This is a genomic window from Streptomyces sp. NPDC006551 (genome assembly GCF_040611675.1).
Taxonomy (GTDB): Bacteria; Actinomycetota; Actinomycetes; order Streptomycetales; family Streptomycetaceae; genus Streptomyces.
On sequence record NZ_JBEXOT010000001.1, the window covers coordinates 202,926 to 223,071 of the forward strand.

Sequence of the window (20,146 nt, forward strand, 5' to 3'; positions counted from 1 at the left end):
CGTGTGGTCTTCACGAGAATCGGAAGCCTCCTTCCTCACCGTTCTGCACGCGGTCCAGCCCGGTGACGCCGGAGTCGCCCGAGTCGTCACGGACCTGGTCCGCGCCCAACTCGGCTCAGGAATGCGGGTGGCGGTCGCCTGCCCGCCGGACACCCCGCTCGCCCGTGCCGTCCGCGCCGAGGGCGCCTCGGTGCATGCCTGGCGTGCCGGGCGGGAGCCCGGCCCGGCGCTGGTCCGGGAGACCCGCGACCTCGCGCGTCTGATCCGCACCGTCCGCCCCGCTCTGGTCCATGCACACAGCGCCAAGGCCGGACTGTGCGCCCGACTCGCCCTGCGGGGCCGGGTCCCGACCGTGTACCAGCCGCACGCCTGGTCGTTCGAGGCGGTCGACGGCACGGTCGGCGCGTTCGCCCGGCGCTGGGAGCGCTGGGCGGCGCGCTGGACGCAGCGGATCGTCTGCGTCAGCGAGGCCGAACGCCGCACCGGTGAGGAGGCCGGCGTCCGGGCGTCCTGGTCGGTCATCCACAACGGCGTGGACGTGGCCAGGTTCGGCGGTGCCGGATCGGAGCCGGAGTCCGGTGTCTCCGGGCGGGACGAGGGCCCCCTCGTCGTCTGCGTGGGACGGCTCTGCCGGCAGAAGGGTCAGGACGTGCTGCTCGCCGCCTGGCCCGCCGTCCTCGCCGAGTTCCCCACGGCCCGCCTGGTCCTCGTCGGCGACGGGCCGGACGGCGAGCGGCTGCGGGCCGGAGCGCCGGCCTCGGTCCGGTTCGCCGGCGCTGTGGAGGACACCGGCCCCTGGTACCGCGCGGCCGACCTGGTCGTCCTGCCGTCCCGTTGGGAGGGCATGGCGCTGGCTCCCCTGGAGGCCATGGCGAGCGGCCGGCCGGTCGTGGTCAGCGACGTGGCCGGGGCGCGCGAGAGCCTCCCGCCCGGCCATGAACCCCTGTGCCTGGTCCCGCCCGAGGACCCGGCCGCGCTCGCCGCCGCCGTCGGCCGTCTTCTCGGCCGGCCGGAGCTGCGGCACTCCCTGGGCCGCCAGGCCCATGAGCACGTACTCAGCAGATTCGATGTGCGGCGCACCGGCGCGGCCGTCGCGGACGTGTACCGCGAGCTGGCCGGAGTGCGGTGCACCGAGCACAGAGAGCCGATTGCCCAGTGACCACGGAAAGCACCAGCGTCCCTCCCGCACCGGGCCCCTGGCCCTCGGCGACCCACGCCGGCCCCGGTCTCGCCGCCCTCGCCCCGCAGCGCGGGGGGCCGGACCGGCTGGCGCTCCCGCCGCGCCGCCCCGCGCCGCTGCGGTTCGCCGCCGTACCGCTGATCGCGGCCGACGGTCTGGCCGTGCTGCTCGCCGTCGGGCTGATGCCCGAACCGCACGGCCAGGTCCGGCTGCTGCTCCTGGTCGCCGGGCTCGTCCTCGCCTTCGACGCGTACGCGGGTCTGCACCGGCCCGGCGCCCTCGCCTCCGTACTGGACGAGCTGCCCGCGCTCGCCTCCCGCGCCGGGGTCGCCTGGTGCGTGGCGGCCGCCGCCGTCGCCGCGTACACCCCCGAGCGGGCGATCGGCCCCGCCGCGCTCTGCTCCGCGTACGCCACACATCTCGCCGCCGTGTGCGTGGCGCGTGGAGCGGTCCACGCCCGCAGACGGCGGAGGGCCCGGGCGCATCCGCGGTCGGCGCTGGTGGTCGGCGGGCCGGGGGCGGCGCGCCGGTTCGCGGCGGCGGTCGGGCAGCATCCGGAGTACGGCATCAGGCCGGTGGGGATCGTCGCCACCCGGCAGGACGGCGTGACGCCGCAGCACGCGAGGGAGGCGGGGCTTCCGGTCCTGACGACCACGGAGGAGATCCACCGGGCGGTCATCCAGACCACCGTGCGCGACGCGGTGTTCCTGACGGAGGATCCCGGTCTGGTGACGCTCTTTCAGGACTACGGCTGCACCACCTGGCGGGTGGGCGGCGAGGGTCAGGACGGGCCGATGAGCGACCACCTGTGGGGGTACGGCTGCCGTCGCCTCGTACCGCTGTCCGAGCGGCGTGGTCTGACCGCGAAGCGCGCGCTCGACGTGGCCGTGGCCGGTCCCGCGCTGGCCTGCGCGCTGCCGGTGCTGCTGCTGTGCGCGCTGGCCGTGCGGCTCTCCGACGGGCCCGGTGTGCTGTTCCGGCAGGAGCGGGTGGGGCAGAACGGGCGGCTGTTCACGCTGCTGAAGTTCCGTACGCTGCGCCCGGCCGACGAGACCGAGTCGGCGACGCGGTGGAGCGTGGCCGACGACCGGCGGATGAGCGCGGTCGGCAGTTTCCTGCGGCGGACCTCGCTGGACGAGCTGCCGCAGTTGTGGAACGTGCTGCGCGGGGACATGAGCCTGGTCGGGCCCCGTCCCGAACGGCCGTACTTCGTCGCCCAGTTCAGTCGTATCCACGCCGGGTACGCGGCCCGTCACCGGATGCCGGTCGGGCTGACGGGACTGGCGCAGGTGCACGGGCTGCGCGGCGACACCTCGATCGAGGACCGCTGCCGTTTCGACAACCACTACATCGATCACTGGTCGCTCTGGCAGGACGTCCGCATTCTGCTGCGCACCGCGGCCGGTCTCGTCCGGCCGGCGGGGAGCTGATGATGGCGACGGCCGTGGCGGTCGCCGCCCCGCACGCCGACGTGCGCGACCTGGCGCGCAGAGTCGGGGCGTTGTCCCCGGTCCTGGCCGTGATCGGACTGCTGCTCGTCCCGGCGGGCGGTGGCGCGGAAGGAGGCACCGGCGGTACGGGCACGCTCGCGGACGCGGCCTCGGGGCTGCTCGTCCTGATCTGTCTGGTGCGGGTGCTGCGCGGCGGAGCACGGCCGCTGACCCGGTGGGCGGCGATCGTGCTCGGCCTGCCGGTCCTCGGGATCTGTCTGGCCGCCATCACCTCGAACGACCCGGCGGCGAGCCTGCCGGGCGTCGCCCGCTACGTACAGGTCTTCGTGCTCGTCCCGGCGGCCGTACTGCTGACGATCCGCGACCGGCGGGACTTCGCGGTGGTCGCGTGGGCGCTGGTCGTGCTGGCGCTGCTGCAGGGCGCGGTCGGGGTGGCGCAGTCGCTGACCGGGACGGGCGCCTCGTACATGGGCGAGGACGTGCGGGCGGTGGGGACGTTCGGGCCGACCGATGTGATGGGGATGGCGACGGTCGTCTCGTACGGTCTCGTCGTCGTCACCGGCATCGCGCTGGGCAGCGGGCCGGGGCGGACGCGGACGGCGGCGCTGGTCTGCGCGGGCCTGCTCCTCCTTCCGCTGACGCTCTCCTACAGCAGGGGCGCGTGGATCGCGACGGTGCTGGCCTGCGCGCTCCAACTACTGCTCTCCGGCCTGCGGCGGGCCGGGCGGGTGGCGCTCGCGGTGGGCGCGCTCGCGGTGGTCCTGGTCGGCGGGCTCGGGATCGGCTCGACGATGGTGAAGGAGCGGGTCGCCAGCATCACGCAGGTGACGGCCGCGCCGGACCAGTCGGTGACGGACCGGTACACGATGTGGGCGGCGGCCGGACGGATGTGGCGCGCTGAGCCGCTGACGGGGGTAGGCCTGAAGGGCTTTCCGCAGTACCGCGACTCCCACGCCTCGCTGGCGCTGTCGTCGGGCAGTGACACGGCGGGCGCGGGGGCGGCGTTCCAGCGCCAGCCGTTGCTGTCGCCGCACAACATGTACCTGCTGGTGCTGAGCGAGCAGGGCCTGGTGGGACTCCTCGCGCTGGCCGGAAGCTGGGTGGCGCTCCTGGTCGGGGCGCTGCGGCGGCGCGCCCGGGGCGCGGACTGCGCGCTGGTGGCGATCGGACTGCTGTCCTGGCAGCTCATCGACTTCTTCTACGCGGACATCGGCGGGCCCTCCACGGTGCTGCTGTCGGTCGTGCTCGGCCTGACGGCCTGGTGGTCGCTGGCGGAGGTGAAGCGTGCGTGACCCCTGGCGGGGTGACCCGGAACCGACGGACGCGTTACCGCGTGGCGGGGGCGCGGCCGTCCACCCGCACACGCGCGCCGATGCCGGCCCCGCGCCCGACGTGCCTCGGCCGGGGGCCGTCGGCGCGCCTCGGCGGGGACGACGACGCCCGGCGTCGTCGCCGTCCGGGAGGTTCCTGGCGCGGGCCGCCGCCGTCACGGCGGGGCTCACCGCGGCCGGTGCCGTGCTCGGTCTCGTACGGGACCAGATCCTGGCGCACTTCTTCGGCGCGGGGGCCGAGACCGACGCGTTCCTGGTCGCCTGGACCGTCCCGGAGTTCGCCTCGACGCTCCTCATCGAGGACGCGATGGCGCTGATCCTGGTACCCGCGTTCAGCCGCGCCCTCGCCCGGCGCTGCGGCGGCACGGCCGACGACCCCGTCCGTGCCCTCGTACGCACCACGCTGCCCCGACTGGCGCTCACCGTCAGCGCCGTCTCCTCGCTGCTGATCCTCGCCGCGCCGTTCCTCGTCGCCGCCCTCGCGCCCGGTCTTCCCGATCCGCGACTCGCCGTCGACTGCACCCGGCTGACCGCCACCTGCGTGCTGACCTTCGCGCTCGCCGGCTACTTCTCCGCCGCCCTGCGCGCGCACGGCCGCTTCCTGTCACCGGCCGCCATCTACGTCGCGTACAACATCGGGATCATCGGCACGATCGTGGTGCTGCGCGAGCCCTTCGGCGTGCGGTCCGCCGCGGCCGGGGTGGCTGTCGGAGGCGCGCTGATGGTGCTGACCCAAGCCCCCTTCCTGCTGCGCGAGTTGCGTCACCGTCCGGTGAGGAAGGAGGCGGAGCCCGCCGCGACCGGCACGGGCGACGGGCGGCTCCTCGTGCTCGGGCTCATCGCCCCGGTCATCGCCTTCGCGCTCTCCCGGCAGTCACAGATCCTCGTCGAGCGTTTCCTCGCCTCCCCGCTCCCCGCCGGCGCCATCTCGCATCTGAACTACGCGCAGAAGATCGCGCAGATGCCGATGATCCTCTCCCTGATGCTGTGCACGGTCAGCTTCCCGGTCGTCGCCCGTGCCATGGCGTCCGGCGACACCGAGGGTGCCCGCCGCCGCGTCGAGCGGGATCTGCTGCTCGCCGCCGTCGTCGTCCTCAGCGGCGCCGCGATCGTCATCGCGGCAGCCCCGCAGATCGTCGAGATCCTCTTCCAGCGCGGCGCGTTCGACCCCACCGACACCGCGGCGACCGCCGCCGTGATGCGCGTCTACGCCCTCGGACTGCTCGGCCAGACGGTGGTCGGCGCCCTGGCCCGCTGCTACTTCTCGGCCGCCCGGCCGCTCTGGTACCCGGCCGCCGCGATGGCCACCGGTCTCGTCGCGACCGCCGTCGCCGGAGTGCCGGGAGCCCGGCTGTGGGGCGCCGTCGGCATCGCCGCCGCCAACGCGTTCGGCATCACCCTGACCGCGGTGATGCTGCTGCTGGGGGCGCGCCGCCAGTCCATCCCGGTCCGGATCCGCCCCCTCGGCGAGGGGCTGCTGCGGCTGGCCACCGCGGCCGCGTGGGCCACCGGCGCCGGCTGGCTCTGCTCCGCCCTGATCGGCCCGGCCGTCCTCTCCCTCGCGGTCACGACGCTGGTCGCGGCCGGAGTCTTCCTGCTCTTCCTCGCCTGCGCTCCCCGTGCGCCGGACATCCCGCCCCTCACCCGCACCGCATCACGAAGGCTCGCCCATGCACGCTGTCATGGCGCCCCGCGCCGCCGCGATTCGTCGTCTGCTGCCGAAGCCGCCCCTGTGGGTGGCGATGTACCACTCGATCGCGGACACCCCGGATGATCCGTACCGCGTGACCGTCTCCCCCGTGCGCTTCGCCCGGCAGTTGCACTGGCTGAACGACCGGGGGCTGCGCGGTGTCTCGGTGGGCGAGCTGCTCACCGCGGCCGCCGCCGGCCGTGCCAGGGGCCTGGTCGGCCTCACCTTCGACGACGGGTACGCCGACTTCGTCGATGCGGCCCTCCCTCTGCTGCGCCGTCATGACTTCACCGCCACCGTCTACGTCCTGCCCGGCCGGATCGGCGGCGTGAACGGCTGGGACGGCGAAGGGCCCCGCAAGCCCCTGCTGACCGAGTACGGCATCCGGCGCGCCGCCGAGGCCGGCATGGAGATCGGCTCGCACGGGCTCCGGCACGTCTCACTCCCCGCCGCCGACGACGCGGCCCTCGCCGAGGAGACCCGGCGCAGCCGCGCCCTCCTGCAGGAGATCACCGGCACGCCGGTGGACGGCTTCTGCTACCCCTACGGTCACGTCGACGCCCGGACGATCCGGGCCGTACGGGCCGCGGGCTACCGCCACGCCTGCGCCATCGACCCCGGCCGGCTGACGAGCGCGCACGCGCTGCCCCGGGTCCACATCGACGAGCGGGACACCTCGTGGCGGCTCACCGCCAAGCGCGTCCTGCACCCCCTGCGCCGCCGCCACCCCGCCGATCTGCACCGTACGCGGACCGCTCGCTCCGCGCAGGTCACGAGCCCGGCCGGGGCGGACGTCCGATGAAGGTCCTGCACATCATCACCGGCCTCGGCATCGGGGGCGCCGAGCAGCAGCTCCGGCTCATGCTCCGCCATCTGCCCGTCCGGAGCGAGGTCGTCACCCTCACCAACCCGGGGCCTGTCGCGCGCGGCATCGAGGCCGACGGCGTCCCCGTCACCCACCTCGGCATGACGGGCAACCGCGATCTCGGAGCCCTGCCACGGCTCGTCCGGATCATCCGCGACGGACGCTACGACCTCGTCCACACGCATCTCTACCGCGCCTGTGTGTACGGCAGGATCGCCGCCCGCCTCGCCGGGGTCCGTACCGTCGTCGCCACCGAACACTCCCTCGGCGACACCCAGATCGAGGGCCGTCCCCTCTCCGCCGGCACCCGCGCCCTGTACCGGGCGACCGAGCGGCTCGGCACCGCCACCGTCGCCGTCTCGCCCAGCGTCGCCCGCCGCCTGGAGGGGTGGGGCGTGGCCCCCTCCCGTATCCATGTCGTCCCGAACGGCATCGAGTCGGCCCGCTTCGGCTACACGGAGGACGCCCGGCGTCTCACCCGCAAGCTGCTCGACCTGCCCGAGGACGCGTTCGTCGTCGGCGGGGTGGGGCGGCTGGCGCCGGGCAAGCGCTTCGACCGTCTCGTACGGGCGGTGGCGTCGGTGCCGGAGGCGCGGCTGCTCCTCGTCGGCGACGGCGAGGAACGCGAGCGGCTCCTCGCCACGGCCCACGCGTCCGGGGCTGCCGACCGGGTGCTCCTCGCGGGGGCGTGCGAGGACCCGCCACCCGCCGGGGGCGAACGGCCCGATCTGCCCTCGCTGCTCGCCGCGATGGACGTCTTCGTCTCCACCTCACCCGACGAGTCGTTCGGGCTCGCGGCCGTCGAGGCGCTGGCCGCCGGACTGCCCGTGCTGTACGTGGCCTGCCCGGCGATCGACGACCTTCCGCCCGACGCGGCGCCCGGGGCCCGGCGGATCGGCCCGTCCGTACCCGAACTGGCCGGCGCGCTGCGGGGCATCCGGGACGCCCGCCTGGCCCGGCTGCCGCGGCCCGCCGCCGCCCACCGCTACGACATCGCCCACAGCGCCCTGCAGCTGATGTCCCTCTACGAACAGGCCGTCCACGGCACCCCTCCTCCCCCGAAGTGAGCCAGCCCATGAACCCGTCACGTTCCGCCCTGAGAAACGCTCTGCGCAGCCCGCGCCGATCGTGGGTCCTGCCCGCCTCCGTGCTGGTCGGCGCCGCCCTCGGGGGCGGTTACGGCGTGCTGAAGACCCCGGAGTACGCGGCGACGAGTTACGTCATCGTGGTCCCCGGCGAGAAGTCGGCCCCAGCCGCGGCCGTCGGTTTCGCCCAGGCGTACGGCAGGGTCGCCACCGACCTCGCGGTGACCGGCGACGCCCAGGTGTGGGCCGGGGTGTCGGCCGCGACCCTGCGCTCCAGCGTGCAGGCCGCGACCTCCCCCGACGCTCCGATGATCTCCCTCACGGCACGGGCGTCCACGCCGTCCAAGGCGGTCTCCATGGCCGACGGCGTGGCCCGTGCGCTGGTCCTCAACAGCACGCACGCGTCCGGCAGCACGGGGGTGAAGGTCGTCCAGTTCTCCCGGGCCACCAAGCCGGTGGAGCCGGTCTCACCGTCCGCGCCGCTCTCCGCGCTGGTCGGTGGCTGCGCGGGCGGCCTGTTCGGCGGCCTGGCGCTGCTGGTCCGGCCCCGGCGCGCCGTGCGCGCCGAGGCGCGCCACTCCCGGCAGCCGTCCGCCGCCGTCCCCGGTCCGTCCACCGCCAAGCCCGCGACGGCCACCGCGCACCGGCCGGAACCGGAGTCGGTGTGACCGCCGGCGGCACGCACGGTCTGCGGAGCGAGGTCTGCCGGGACGGCGCGGAGTTCGGCCGGCTCGGCGAGCGGTGGACCTCGCTGTACGGGCGGTGCTCCACGGCGACCCCGTTCCAGTCCCACTCGTGGCTCCACTCCTGGTGGCTGTCGTACGGCAGGCCGGGCGCGCTGCGGGTGGTCCTCGTACGGCGGGAGGACGGCGAACTGGTCGCCGCCGCGCCCCTGATGCGGGCATGGCGGCCGCTCCCGGTCCTCAGCCAGCTCGGCGGCACCATCACCGACTTCACCGACGTGCTTCTCGACGACGCCTGCCCCGAGGCCGCGCCCCTGCTGGCCCGGGCGCTGGCGGAGGTGGCGCGCGGCGCGGTGATCGACCTGCGCGAGGTGCGGCCGGGGGCGGCGGCCGAGCGGATCCACGCCTGCTGGCGCGGTCCGCGCCGCCGACTCGCCGACTCGCTCTGTCTGGAGCTGCCGGCGGTGCCGATGGACGTCCTGCTCGAACGGATCCCCACGGGGAAGGCCCAGCAGCGGGTGCGCGCCAAGCTGCGCAAGCTGGACGCCCTCGGTATCGACGAGCGGGTCGTGACCGGCGAGGAGGTGCCGGCGGCCCTGGAGCGGCTCCTGACGCTGCATCAGCGTCAGTGGCTCGGCCGGCGCGTGACCGTGGAGCACACCAGCGACCGGTTCGCCCAGCATCTCGCGCGGGCCGTGCGGCCCATGGTGGAACGGGGGGACGCGATGGTGACCGAGTTCCGGCTGGCCGGGGACGTGGTGGCCGCGGATCTGACCCTGATGTCGCCACGGCTGGCCGGGGGGTATCTCTACGGCGCCGATCCGGTGCTGCGCGCCCGGAAGATCGACGTGGCGACGTTGCTGCTGCGGCACGGGGCACGCCAGACGAGCGAAAGCGGCCGGGTCACGTTGAGCCTGCTCCGGGGCAACGAACCCTACAAGCGGCACTGGCGCCCGGAGAGCGTCCCGAACCAGCGGCTGATGATGAGCCGCCGGAGTACGGCTCCGCTGCTGTGGCTGCTGGCGGGCGCGGCGGGCGCACGGCGCTGGGCGGCCCGGCAGGCTCGGGAGCGGGCATGGGTGGGGCGGGTGGTCGGACGGGTGCGGGGACGGACGAACGGCGGCGGAGGCTGATCTCCTCCGCCGCCGTGGGGGGCCTTTCTCCGGTCAGAACAGCCAGACGGCGTTGATGAATCCGGTCCAGCCGTCGTCGACCTCGTCCTTCCAGCTTTCCTTGGAGACGCAGATGGGGCCACCGATCCAGCTCTCCACCCACGAACCGAGATTCACGGTCCAGCACTCGGGCTTGGGCTTGGGCTCGGGCTTGGGCTCCGGCTTGGGCTCGGGCTTCGGTTCCGGCTTGGGCTCCGGCTTGGGCTCCGGCTTCGGTTCCGGCTTGGGCTCCGGCTTGGGCTCCGGCTTGGGCTCCGGCTTCGGTTCCGGCTTCGGCTCGGGCTTCGGTTCCGGCTTCGGCTCCGGCTTCGGCTCCGGCTTCGGCTCCGGCTTCGGCTCCGGCTTCGGCTCCGGCTTCGGCTCCGGCTTCGGGGGGACCTCTGGCACCTCCGGCACCTCGGGTACCTCCGGCACCTCGGGTACCTCCGGCTCGGCCCCGTACAGCATCTGTCGGAAGACCTGCGCCGATCGCGGATTGTCCCCGCACTGCCAGACGCCGTGCGGGCAGTAGTCGGTGATCGTGTGATACAGCGGCTTGTGCTCGTCCATCCATTCGAGCATCCGCCGCATGTACTCGGCATTGTCGCCGTTCCGGAAAAGCCCCCATTCCGGATAGGAGATCTCCTTGCCGTGCTCGGCCGCGAAATCCACCTGCTTCTGCAGCCCGTACGGCTCCTGGATGTGCCGGTCGAAACCAGCCCCCGGCGGCTGGTCGTACGAGTCCATGCCGATGATGTCGACGACGTCGTCACCCGGATAGCATTCCGTCCACGGAATGGCGTCCGTCCCCCGGCTCGGGGTGAAGTCGAAGCGGAACTCCTGACCGGGAACGGAACGCATGGCGGTGACGATCCGGTTCCAGTACTTCTTCCACGCCGTGGGATCCGGCGCGCACCGGTGCGTGTACGTGGTCCCGTTCATCTCCCAGCCGAGGACGATGACGGTGTCCGCCGCCTTCAGGCCGACGAGCCGTTCGGCCAGCGTACGGAAGTGATGGTCGAAGTACCCCGCAGCACCGAGCTGGAGCTGCCGACGGACCTCGTAGTCGGAGACCCCGGCCTCGTTCCGCTCCAGCATCGGCACGTTCAGGACGAACAGCCGGTTTTTCCGCTCGTTGCGCCAGTCCGCCCAGGCGTCCAGGAAGCCAGGGGGACCCTCGATGTTCGACCAGCGGTCGCCGGGAAGGTACGTGTGGCCGACGCGCAGCTCGCGCCCGCCGAGCCACCGCTCCAGCTGGGAGATCCGGCTGACGCCGACCGGGCCCGATTCGAGGAATGCTCCCATCGCGGTGGACAGGGACGGTGCCGGGTCTTTGGTAGGGACGCGTTCGGCGGCGTGAGTGGGGGAGGACAGCACGACTGAGCCCGATGCGAGGAGACCGGCGGTGAACACCCCCAGCCACACACTCGATGTCTTCCGCTTTCGATGGGCCATGGCCACTCCTCCTGGAATTACACCGCTTGATGGACCGTCAGTCTGATACTCCGAAAGTATTCCTAATGAGCCGACCGTGAACGCGGTCACGATCCGATCAGTAGCCCATCGGGGGGTTTTCGTCCCCCGGTTGGTGCACCCGGACATGGAAAAGGCCGGCCCCTGAAGGCGCGGTGGGCGCCTTCAAGGGCCGGTTTCTGAGAGGAGGTCAGGCGTTGACGCAGGTGCTGCCGAAGCCCGGGTTGATCAAGCTGAAGATGTTGTCGCGCGTGCGGCGCGGCGAGTCCCTCCGACGGACGGAATCGCTGCCGTTCAGCGTGGCCAGATGGGCGTGTTCATCAGCCGTTCCCACTCCAGGTCCGGCATGCCCGGGACCGTACGGCCCGCGCGAGCCCAGCGCTGAACCATCGAGGAATAGAGGGGGGACGGGGAGGGCCCCGGGTCGACCCGCGTGACCGGTGGCGGGTCCGCCACGTAACGGCTTCGCGGAATGAAGGCCATCCGCTCCCATTTACCTGGGTCGGGCGCCATCTTCTCCCTCCCATCCACTGCGGTCTCCGCATCATTCCACAGCCCCCGCAGGAGGGTGATTCGTCCCGCCGATGTCGCGTCGCGTACCTGTGTGCGACGGCAATCGATTTAGCGTGCGGACATCCCCCATTCCTCGAACTCCGGTGGTGTCCGCTTGTGTCCGCCAGAACATTTCGTCGGGGGCGGCCGGTGCTCGCCTCGGCCGCCCTCGTCGCCCTCGGTTCGGGGGCGCTCGCCGCGTCCCCCGCCGCCCTGCCCTCTCCGGCCGCGGGGCTCAACATCCTGGTCGTAGGCATCGACAGCCGTCAGGGCGTCACTCCGCGGGAGAAGGAGAAGTACCGCCTCGGTGGCAAGGGGTGCGACTGCACCGACGTGATGATGCTGGTGCACATCTCCGCGAAGAACGACCGTGTCAGCGTGGTCAGTCTGCCCCGGGACACGCTCACCGGCTTCCCCGCCGGACACCGTGACCAGCGGACCCGCGCGCAGCACGGAGCCCACCAGGCGAAGGTCAACAGCGCCCGCACCGAGGGCGGCCCGGCGTTCACCCTCGAGACCGTCGAACGGATGACGAGGACACCGGTCCACCGCTATCTCGAGATCGACTTCCGCCGGTTCATCGACGGCGTGAACCGCCTGGAGGGCGGAGTGCCGATCTGCACCAAGGTGCCGCTCAAGGACCCCGTCACGGGTCTCGACCTCCCCCCGGGAACGAAGAAGGCCGAGGGTGGCGAGGCGCTCCAGTTCGTCCGCTCACGGCGCGCCGACGGGAAGTTGGACTTCGGGCGCATGCAGAAGCAGCAGCAGTTCGTCGTCAACACCCTGCGGAAGGTACGCACGGAGCTCACGGACCCGGCCGCGCTGCGGACGTTCGCCTCGACCCTGCGCGGTACGGCGAGGGTGGAGAGGGGGCTCTCCGTCACCGACCTGCTGACGCTGGCCACGCGACTGCGGAACCTCACCCCGTCCCGTACGGAGTTCGCCACCGTCCCCGTCAGCGGCTTGAAGGACGTGACGGGCGTGGGGTCAGCCATCGCCTGGAACGAGAAGCAGGCGGCCGAAGTCTTCGAACGGCTGCGTGCGGACAAGCCGCTGCCGAAGGCCGCCACCACGCCGACGAGCACCGTCCCGCAGGGCCTCGGCGAGTACCGGCCGATCCCCGGGGCCTCGCTCCTCTGCGCGTAGGCGCCACCCGGGACACGCGCCGCTGCCCCGCCGCTCTCCCTGGAGAACGGCGGGGCAGCGGCGTGTCCGGTCAGCGGGACAGAACGCGGCCCAGCTCGGCCGGGTCCGTCGTCGGCGCGTCACAGGTGAAGTGACGGCAGACGTACGCGGCCGCTCCCCCGTTCACCAGGGGACGGTCCTTGAGCAGCGGGAACTCCGCGCTGTCCGGGGCGCCGAAGGCCACGACCGCACCGGGCGCGGGGGACAGCAGCGCGGTGCGGTGCAGGGCACGGGCCGGGCCGTCGTCGGAGACGTCACCCGCGGGGCCGACCACCGCGATCTCCCGGGGCCCGTCGAGCAGTGCCTCCGCGGTGGCCAGACCCCAGCCGATGAACCGGGGCGCGCGCGGCCCCAGCGCCTTGACCACTCCGAGCGCGCCCTCGGCGGCGGCCCGGTGCGCCTCGGAACCGGTGTGCGCGGCATAGGAGAGCAGCGCGCCGGCGGCCGCCGTCCAGCCGGACGGGGTCGCGTTGTCGGTCGGGTCCTGGGGCCGGCGGATCAGGGTCTCGGCATCGTGCGCGGTGTCGTACAGCGCGCCGCCCTCGGCGACGAACTGGTCGAGCACGATGTCGAGCAGGAAGCCGGCGAACTCCAGCCACACGCCCTCCCCGGTGACCCCGGCGAGCGCCAGGAACCCCTCGGCGACATCGGCGTAGTCCTCCAGGACGCCGGCGTTGGCTCCGGCGTGGCCGTCCTTGGAGGTACGGGAGAGCCGCGCGCCCTCGCCCATGTGGAGGCGTACGAGCAGATCGGCGGCCTCCGTCGCGCGCTCGACCAGGTCGGGCCGGTCGAAGAAGGCTCCGGTCTCGGCGAGGGCGGCGATCGCGAGCCCGTTCCAGGCGGCGACGATCTTGTCGTCGCGGCCGGGGCGCGAGCGCCGGTCACGGGCGGCGAGCAGCCGCTCCCTGACCGAGGCGACCCGGCCGGCGTCGGCCACACCCGCCTCCTGCGGGAGCTGAAGGACGGAGGCCCCCTCCTCGAAGGTGCCCTCCTCGGTCACCCCGAAGTACTGGGCGGCGAAGCGGGCGTCCTCCTCCCCGAGGACTTCGGTCAGCTGCTCCGGCGTCCAGACGTAGTACGCGCCCTCGACGTGCCTCCCGGTCCCGTCGTCACTGTCGGCGTCCAGCGCGGACGCGAAACCGCCTTCGGCCGTGCGCAGTTCGCGGACCATGAAGTCCGCGGTCTCCAGCGCGACCCGTCGGGCCAGGTCACTGCCGGTGGCCCGCCACAGATGCGCGTACACCCGGCACAGCAGGGCGTTGTCGTACAGCATCTTCTCGAAGTGCGGTACGACCCAGTCGCGGTCCACGGAGTAACGGGCGAAGCCGCCGCCGAGCTGGTCGTAGATGCCGCCGCGGGCCATCGCCTCGCAGGTGTCGGCGGCCATCTGGAGCGCGCCCTCCGCCCCCGTACGGGCGTGATGGCGGAGCAGGAACTCCAGCGCCATCGACGGCGGGAACTTGGGCGCGCCGCCGAATCCGCCGCGCGTGGCGTCGTACTCCCTGGTCAGGCCGAGGAGCGCCTGGGCCAGCTCCTGCTCGCCGGGTACCCCGTCGCCGCCGAAGGCCAGGGAGCGGGAGGAGAGATCCTTCGTGATCTTCCCGGCGACCTCGCCGACCTCGTCACGGCGCTCGGTCCAGGCGCGGGAGACGCCCTCGAGGACGTCCCGGAAGGACGGCATGCCGTGCCGGGACTCGGGCGGGAAGTAGGTGCCGAAGTAGAACGGTTCCCCGTCGGGGGTCATGAACACGGACATCGGCCAGCCGCCCTGCCCGGTGGCCGCCTGCACCGCCTCCATGTAGACGGCGTCGACATCGGGCCGCTCTTCGCGGTCCACCTTGACGGATACGAAGTGCTCGTTCATGTACGCGGCGGTGTCGTCGTCCTCGAAGGACTCGTGCGCCATGACGTGGCACCAGTGGCAGGCGCTGTAGCCGACGCTCAAGAACACGGGGACGTCGCGTTGCCGGGCTTCTTCGAACGCGCCGCTCTCCCATGGCCGCCAGTCGACGGGGTTGTCCGCGTGCTGGAGGAGGTACGGGGACGTGGCCTGCGCAAGTCGATTGGGCATACCCCCATCCTTGCGCACCCGCCTCCTCCCCGCCCATGCGCCACAGGGGCAGCGTCCGAACGGAGCGAGGGGTGCCGGCTCAGCACCCGCGCAGCCGGTACGGCAAATGTGTGGCCCTGTCTCGCCACGGTTCAAGAGCATGAACATGGCGTGGAGGCTGACGATCCTTCCCGGCGACCTCGGCGACCTCGTCGCGGCGGTCGGTCCACGCACGGGTGCCTTCGGGGACGCCCTGGGACAAGGGCATGCCGTGCCGGGCCCCGGACGGCGAGCGGCCCCGCCGCTCGCAGTGGATCTGCGAGTGACGGGGCCGCTCAGCTGCGCAGCGGACGTCAGCTGTTCGCGTTCTCGGCCAGAACGTCGATGAGGTCCGAGAGCGGGTTGTTGTTCTGCTCCTGCACCGAGTTCTGGGAGCACGTCATGTTCTGCTTCGGGCTCAGGACGTCATCCACGTTGATGGGGATGAGGTTGATGATCGGAACCTGAGCAGTGATGTCCTGGACATCGAAGCAGTGCAGGACGCCGCCGTTGACGAGACCGAAGTTGGGGCTCATGTAGCCACCGGTGGAGGTGCTGCCGATCGACTGCTTCGACTGGTTGCCGATGATGTTGGCGCTGTTGGTGCCGTCGTCACCCGCCGCGGACGCCGTGGCAGCAGACATACCGACGACGGAGGCCGCAACTGCCGCCGTAGCGAGAACCTTCTTGATCACGAGATTTCCTTCTTGAGCTGGAGGGCCCTGGAATGCTCCGTTACCGAAGCGTCCTGATCAACTGCCGGAAAATGGATTGGTTCCGGCGGCTCACTCGGACGCGCTATTCAGCAGATGAACGCCACCGGATGTGAGGTCGACGGGCAGCCGTTCGGTCCGGGCCGTTCCCGCGGGCGGTCCTGGTGGGGGCGCCGGTCGTCGGCCCCGCTCCCTCGCGCTGACGCGCGTTGCGCAGGACACTTGTTCACGGAAGCGGAAGCTTGCGGAGGGGGACGCACATGCGGGACAGCCACCGGGCCGAAGCCGAGGGGTTGTTTGCACGCCTCGTGGAGGAGGAGGTTCGGCGCTCCGGTGGCCGCATCGACTCCACGGCGCTGCTGGCACGCGGCCGGGCCGCGCTGGACACCATGGCGGCGGGTGCGGGCGAGGAGTACGCGGAGTATGTGCGCGTACTCGAGGAGGCGGAGGCGGGGCAGCGGTCACTGGCGGACCGGTTCAGCAGGGATGCGGTGGGAACCCCCGTGCTGGTCACCGCCGTGACGGCGGCCGCCGCGGTCGGCGCGGACCTGGCGCTGGGCACGGCCGCCGGGACGGCGCTGGGCGCCGGGGCCGTCGTGGCGGTGGCGGGCGCGGCGGCGACTGTTCTGAAGGTGACCGCCGGACACTGGCCGGCCGCGCACCGCAGAGCGGGCGCGCTCGGCCGGCCGGGCGGACCCGAGCAGCTCCGGCTGCGGTGGCTCACGGCCTTTGAGGTACGGGGTGTGCGGCCCTTCCTCGACCAGCAGCGGGTCCTGCTCACCGCCCAGAGGCCTCCGCGGAAGGTCGTCGCCCAGCTGCGCGGCGCGGACCGCAGCGCGGCGGCCCGGCGCCGTACCGTACTGGAGCAGTCCTTCGGGCATCTCCCCGACCCGGCGGGGCCGTTCGCGGGGCGGCGGGCGGAACTGGCGCAGATCACCCGATGGGTGCAGGCCGGGCGGGCGTCGACGGCGACCCGGCCGACGGTCGTGGTGCTGCACGGCGAGCCCGGCGCCGGACGCACGACGCTCGCCGTACGGGCGGCGCACGCGCTGAAGGACCAGTTCCGCGGGGCGTGCGTGGTGGATCTGCGGGGCGGCGGGACGCGCGGCGAGAAGCCGCTGTCCACGCGGGAGGCGCTGCTGCACCTGCTGAACCGGCTGGGCGCGCCGCGCGAACAGCTCCTCTTCCGGGAGCGCGCCTCCCCGGAGCAGCAGGTCCGAAGGCTGGCGGAGTTGTACCACCAGCATCTGACCGGGTTGCCTGTGACGGTGGTGCTCGACGACGCGGTGGACGCGGAACAGGTGCGGACGCTGCTGCCGGAGCGTTCGGACAGTCTGGTCCTGGTCACCTGCCGGGAGCCGCTGGATCTCGGGGCGGACGTACCGGCCTCCGTGCACCGGCTGTCGGTGGAGGCGCTGGACGCGGCGGGCGCGGAGGAGCTGCTGCGGGAGACGGCGGAGGCGCCCGACCCGGGCCCGTACGACGCCGACGCCTTCGACCGGGTCCGGGAGCTGTGCGGCGGGCTTCCGCTGGCGCTGCGGGTGGCGGGCTCCCTCCTCGGGCGCCGTTCGATGAGCGACCTGGCGGGTCTGCTGGCGCGGTCCGGGAGCTCCGATCCCCTCGAACGGGCCTTGTCGGTACGGTACTCCGCCGATCTCGACGAGGACGGGCGACGGCTGCTGCGCCGGCTCTCGCTGGCCGGACGGGCCTCCCTGGGTGCGGCGGCGGCCGCCGCGCTGCTCGGCGGGAAGGGCCAGGACGGGGCCCGGCTGCTGCGGGAGCTGTCGCGGGCCGGCCTCCTGGACCACGTCCGCGGGGGTCCCCCCACGCCGCAGGGCGGAGGCGGAGAGCGGTACCGGCTGCACGACTCCGTGCGCGGTTTCGCGGCCCTCCGGCTCGCCGACGAGGAGGACGCGGCGGAGGTCGCGGCGGCGCAGGAGCGGCTGATCCAGAACTACGCGGAGCTGGCGGACGCGGTGATCCGGATGGTCGACGGGAAGATGTCGACGCGCGCCGACCGGTTCGGCGGGCACGGCTTCGGTTCGCTGGACGCGGCCCTGCGCTGGCTGGACGAGGAGTCGAGCTTCATCACGGCGGCGCTGCGGCACGCCGAGGGCGTCGACCAGCAGACCGTACTGAATCTGCTCGGCGCGCTCTGCGACTACTGCCTGCTGCGCGGCGACCTGTACCGGCTCGGCGAGATCAACGAGCTGACCGACGCCGTGGGACAGGGCCTGCTGTCCCGGTCCGTGCAGTGGCGGACCGGTATCGCGGCCCGGCAGCTCGGTGAGCTGGACAAGGCGCGCACCACGCTGACGTCGGTGGTCTCCCTCTATCAGGAGGCCCACCAGGACGCGGGGGCCGCCCTCGCGCTCTGCTCGCTCGGGATCACGCTGCACCACCAGGGCAATCTGACGGAGGCGTCGGCGAAGCTGCGCGAGGCGCTCGTGCTGCAGGAGCCGGACTCGCTCGCCGCCGACCGGGGCTGGACGCTGCACGCCCTCGCGGCGGTGGAGCGGGACCGGGGCCGGCTGGCGGAGGCGCTGTCCCTGCTCGATCGGGCCCTCGCGCTGCACCGGGAGAACGAGTCCCTGCACGGCGAGGCGTGGGCGCACTTCCAGCTCGGCCAGGTCTGTCTGCGCATGGGCGACGCGCCGCGTGCGGAGACTGCGCTGCGGCAGGCCCTCGACCAGTACGGGCGCACCCACGACGGCCGGGGACAGGCGTGGGCGATGACCCAGCTGGCCCGCGCCCGGCTCGTCGAGGGGGACGCCGCCGCGGCGGTCGACGGGCTGCGCCAGGCGCTCTCCCGCCACCGCGAGCAGGAGGACGCCCGGGGCGAGGCCTGGACTCTCTACTACCTGGGGCACGCCCTGGAGGAGTCCGGCGACCTGGACCAGGCGGTACGGGAGCTGGAGCGGGCGCGCACGATGTTCTCCCGGATGCGGGACGTGTACGGGCTGGCCTGCGCCCGGCACCACTCGGGCCGGGTGACCAGGGACCAGCGCGCGGCCCGGACCGGCAATCTGCGCAACTCCGGTTTCGCCCGGCAGCTCCTGGTCGACGCCCGGGCGGACTTCCACCGGATCGGGGTGGCCCACGGCGAGGCGTGGACCTGCCTGGAGCTGGCGATCGTCGACGCCGGGAACAACAGGGCCGCGCAGGCGCTGGAGCTGTGCGAGGAGGCGGCCCGGCTGTTCCTCTCGTACGACGACCGCCGGGGCGCGGACTGGGCCCGCTTCCTGCGCTGCACGCTGCTTCCGTACGCCTTCCCGGGCGGTGTGGAGGCCGGCACGGCGGCGGCGCGGGAGGAGCTGGCCCGTCTGCTCGAGGACCGGCACGCGACGCGCGACGGCAAGCTGGAGGACTGCGCGGAGGCGTACGGCCTGGTCCTGGAGCGAGGCGTCCGGTCGGCGGCGGGCTGGCAGGCCTGGGGCCTGGGCATGGTGCCGAACCGGCACGCCCGGGAGGTGATGGGGGTGCCGGTGGTGGCGACGTGACAGGAGCGCCTCTGACGCGGGCCCGGGCGATCCCGGGGCCCGCGTCAGGGGTGCGACGAGCTAGTCCTGGGAAGGCGCCTTCGCCGCCTTCGGTGCGGCGGCGGCCGGGTCCGGGGCCTCCTCGAAGGTGACCTTGCCCATGTGGCGGTTCATCGACTTCATCAGCATCCAGACGGCGGCGGCCATCACGGCGAAGACGACGAAGCCGAGGACGCCGGGGGTCACCTTGTTCTTGTCCAGCTCCTGGGCGGCCAGGGGGACAAGGTGGGTCAGTGCCAGGTGTGCGCTCATGTCAGGCATTGTCGCGGATGCCCGCGAAGAGGTCGCTCTCGGGGAGGGAGGTATCGACCAGCGACTTGCTGAGCTCGTACTCCTCCGTCGGCCAGACCTCCTTCTGGATCTCCATGGGCACGCGGAACCAGCCGCCGTCCGGGTCGATCTGCGTACGGTGGGCGACCAGGGCCTTGTCACGGGTCTCGAAGAAGTCCGCGCACGGGACGGAGGTGGTCAGCGTGCGCTCGGCGGGCTGGAACTCCTTCCAGCGCTCCAGCCACTCGCCGTACGGGGACTCCAGGCCCCGGTCGAGCAGCGCCTGGTGCAGGGCGAGCGTTCGGGGCCGGTTGAAGCCCTGGTTGTAGTAGAGCTTCTGCGGCTGGAAGGCCGGGCCGAACTCGGCCTCCGGGTACTTATCGGTGTCCGCGGCGGCGTCGAAGGCCACCATCGTGATCTTGTGGGTCATGATGTGGTCGGGGTGGGGGTAGCCGCCGTTCTCGTCGTAGGTCGTGATGACCTGCGGACGGAAGGAACGGATCTTGCGGACCAGCTCGCCGGCCGCCTTGTCGATGTCCTGCAGCGCGAAGCAGCCCTCGGGAAGCGGCGGCAGCGGGTCGCCCTCGGGCAGGCCGGAGTCGACGAAGCCCAGCCACTCCTGCTTCACGCCGAGGATCTCGCGCGCCTCGTCCATCTCCTTGCGGCGCACCTCGTGGATGTTCGCCTCGATGTAGGCGTCGCCCTGGAGCTTGGGGTTGAGGATGGAGCCGCGCTCGCCGCCCGTGCACGTGACCACGAGGACGTCCACCCCCTCGGACACATACTTGGCCATCGTGGCCGCGCCCTTGCTCGACTCGTCGTCGGGGTGGGCGTGAACGGCCATCAGTCGCAGCTGCTCAGTCAAGACTCGGTCCTCGGTGATTCGTCG

The 20,146-nt window shown here is 72.9% G+C and carries 15 protein-coding genes; 10 read left to right on the top strand and 5 right to left on the bottom strand.

From position 1 onward, the window contains the following. Position 1: 1 nt before the first annotated feature. Genes ABZY12_RS00835 through ABZY12_RS00870 form a run of 8 tightly spaced genes read left to right on the top strand, consistent with a single transcriptional unit; the run spans position 2 to position 9,418 of the window. Positions 2–1,159 (top strand): glycosyltransferase, encoded by a 1,158-nt coding sequence (locus ABZY12_RS00835; RefSeq protein ID WP_356885686.1) that lies wholly within the window; start codon positions 2–4, stop codon positions 1,157–1,159. Further along, positions 1,156–2,610 carry a sugar transferase gene (locus tag ABZY12_RS00840; RefSeq protein WP_356885688.1) on the top strand — a complete coding sequence of 485 codons (1,455 nt, stop codon included), beginning with the start codon at positions 1,156–1,158 and terminating at the stop codon, positions 2,608–2,610. The genes ABZY12_RS00835 and ABZY12_RS00840 overlap by 4 nt, the downstream gene beginning before the upstream one ends. Before the next feature lie 2 nt (positions 2,611–2,612). Further along, a complete protein-coding gene (locus ABZY12_RS00845; RefSeq protein WP_356885690.1) occupies positions 2,613–3,923 on the top strand; it encodes an O-antigen ligase family protein in 1,311 nt (436 codons plus the stop codon). Beyond that, entirely contained in the window at positions 3,916–5,736 is a 1,821-nt protein-coding gene (locus ABZY12_RS00850) for a lipid II flippase MurJ (RefSeq protein ID WP_356885692.1), read from the top strand. The genes ABZY12_RS00845 and ABZY12_RS00850 overlap by 8 nt, the downstream gene beginning before the upstream one ends. Beyond that, positions 5,645–6,454 carry a polysaccharide deacetylase family protein gene (locus ABZY12_RS00855; RefSeq protein WP_356885694.1) on the top strand — a complete coding sequence of 270 codons (810 nt, stop codon included), beginning with the start codon at positions 5,645–5,647 and terminating at the stop codon, positions 6,452–6,454. The genes ABZY12_RS00850 and ABZY12_RS00855 overlap by 92 nt, the downstream gene beginning before the upstream one ends. Next, a complete protein-coding gene (locus ABZY12_RS00860) occupies positions 6,451–7,584 on the top strand; it encodes a glycosyltransferase (RefSeq protein ID WP_356885696.1) in 1,134 nt (377 codons plus the stop codon). Before ABZY12_RS00855 ends, ABZY12_RS00860 begins: the two co-directional genes overlap by 4 nt. Positions 7,585–7,592: 8 nt before the next feature. Then, on the top strand, positions 7,593–8,270 hold the full coding sequence (locus ABZY12_RS00865) for a lipopolysaccharide biosynthesis protein (RefSeq protein ID WP_356885698.1): 678 nt from the start codon (positions 7,593–7,595) through the stop codon (positions 8,268–8,270). Continuing rightward, a complete protein-coding gene (locus tag ABZY12_RS00870) occupies positions 8,267–9,418 on the top strand; it encodes a GNAT family N-acetyltransferase (RefSeq protein WP_356885700.1) in 1,152 nt (383 codons plus the stop codon). Before ABZY12_RS00865 ends, ABZY12_RS00870 begins: the two co-directional genes overlap by 4 nt. 33 nt (positions 9,419–9,451) lie before the next feature. On the opposite strand, the gene ABZY12_RS00875 is transcribed toward ABZY12_RS00870, so the two are convergent. Next, positions 9,452–10,891: a glycosyl hydrolase gene (locus ABZY12_RS00875; protein WP_356885702.1), complete on the bottom strand. Its 1,440-nt coding sequence runs from the start codon at positions 10,889–10,891 to the stop codon at positions 9,452–9,454. A 687-nt stretch (positions 10,892–11,578) separates the two neighbouring features. Here ABZY12_RS00875 and ABZY12_RS00880 point away from each other — a divergent pair. Next, the gene (locus ABZY12_RS00880) at positions 11,579–12,607 is read left to right on the top strand and encodes an LCP family protein (RefSeq protein WP_356885704.1); all 1,029 of its coding nucleotides are present in this window, start codon (positions 11,579–11,581) and stop codon (positions 12,605–12,607) included. A gap of 70 nt (positions 12,608–12,677) precedes the next feature. On the opposite strand, the gene ABZY12_RS00885 is transcribed toward ABZY12_RS00880, so the two are convergent. Next, positions 12,678–14,717, bottom strand: a complete 2,040-nt coding sequence (locus ABZY12_RS00885; protein ID WP_356885706.1) for a thioredoxin domain-containing protein — start codon at positions 14,715–14,717, stop codon at positions 12,678–12,680. A 332-nt stretch (positions 14,718–15,049) separates the two neighbouring features. Beyond that, positions 15,050–15,430: a rodlin gene (locus ABZY12_RS00890; protein WP_356885708.1), complete on the bottom strand. Its 381-nt coding sequence runs from the start codon at positions 15,428–15,430 to the stop codon at positions 15,050–15,052. Between the two features lie 278 nt (positions 15,431–15,708). Here ABZY12_RS00890 and ABZY12_RS00895 point away from each other — a divergent pair, with 278 nt between their 5' ends. After that, positions 15,709–18,948, top strand: a complete 3,240-nt coding sequence (locus tag ABZY12_RS00895) for a tetratricopeptide repeat protein (protein ID WP_356885710.1) — start codon at positions 15,709–15,711, stop codon at positions 18,946–18,948. Between the two features lie 60 nt (positions 18,949–19,008). On the opposite strand, the gene ABZY12_RS00900 is transcribed toward ABZY12_RS00895, so the two are convergent. Beyond that, positions 19,009–19,239, bottom strand: a complete 231-nt coding sequence (locus ABZY12_RS00900; protein ID WP_356885712.1) for a hypothetical protein — start codon at positions 19,237–19,239, stop codon at positions 19,009–19,011. Position 19,240: 1 nt separating this feature from the next. Continuing rightward, positions 19,241–20,122: a mycothiol conjugate amidase Mca gene (gene mca, locus ABZY12_RS00905; protein ID WP_356885714.1), complete on the bottom strand. Its 882-nt coding sequence runs from the start codon at positions 20,120–20,122 to the stop codon at positions 19,241–19,243. Between the last annotated feature and the right edge of the window lie 24 nt (positions 20,123–20,146).